This window comes from Psychrobacter sp. TB20-MNA-CIBAN-0197 (assembly GCF_040309765.1).
GTDB lineage: Bacteria > Pseudomonadota > Gammaproteobacteria > Pseudomonadales > Moraxellaceae > Psychrobacter > Psychrobacter submarinus.
The window spans coordinates 1-263 of sequence record NZ_JBEOPC010000786.1; the positions used below are offsets into that span (position 1 = coordinate 1).

1 protein-coding gene is annotated in these 263 nt (G+C 38.0%); it reads right to left on the minus strand.

Translation table 11 applies throughout. From position 1 onward, the window contains the following. The coding region (locus AAEY83_RS15985; RefSeq protein ID WP_351060547.1) for a thiol-disulfide oxidoreductase DCC family protein at positions 1–237 on the minus strand (237 nt) is incomplete at its 3' end. Between the last annotated feature and the right edge of the window lie 26 nt (positions 238–263).

Genomic DNA, 263 nt, shown 5'->3' on the forward strand with positions numbered 1-263 from the left:
TTTACCCACTATTTTCCATGCTTCGTACGTTACATCAAGCCCGTAAATCATTTCACCTGATTGCTTTTGGGCTTGCAGGTAGTTCATTGCTTTGTCTTTATCAATATACGAGTAGCGTTCACTAAAGTCGCTCGCGTTAAGATCTTCAAGCGTAATTAGATTTTTAGAGTCTGCGTGTTTTAGTTGCTGCATTTCGGTGCTGCAAAGAGGGCAGTTTCCATCGTAAAAAATGATCATGTAATTGCTTTGTGATTATTTTATAT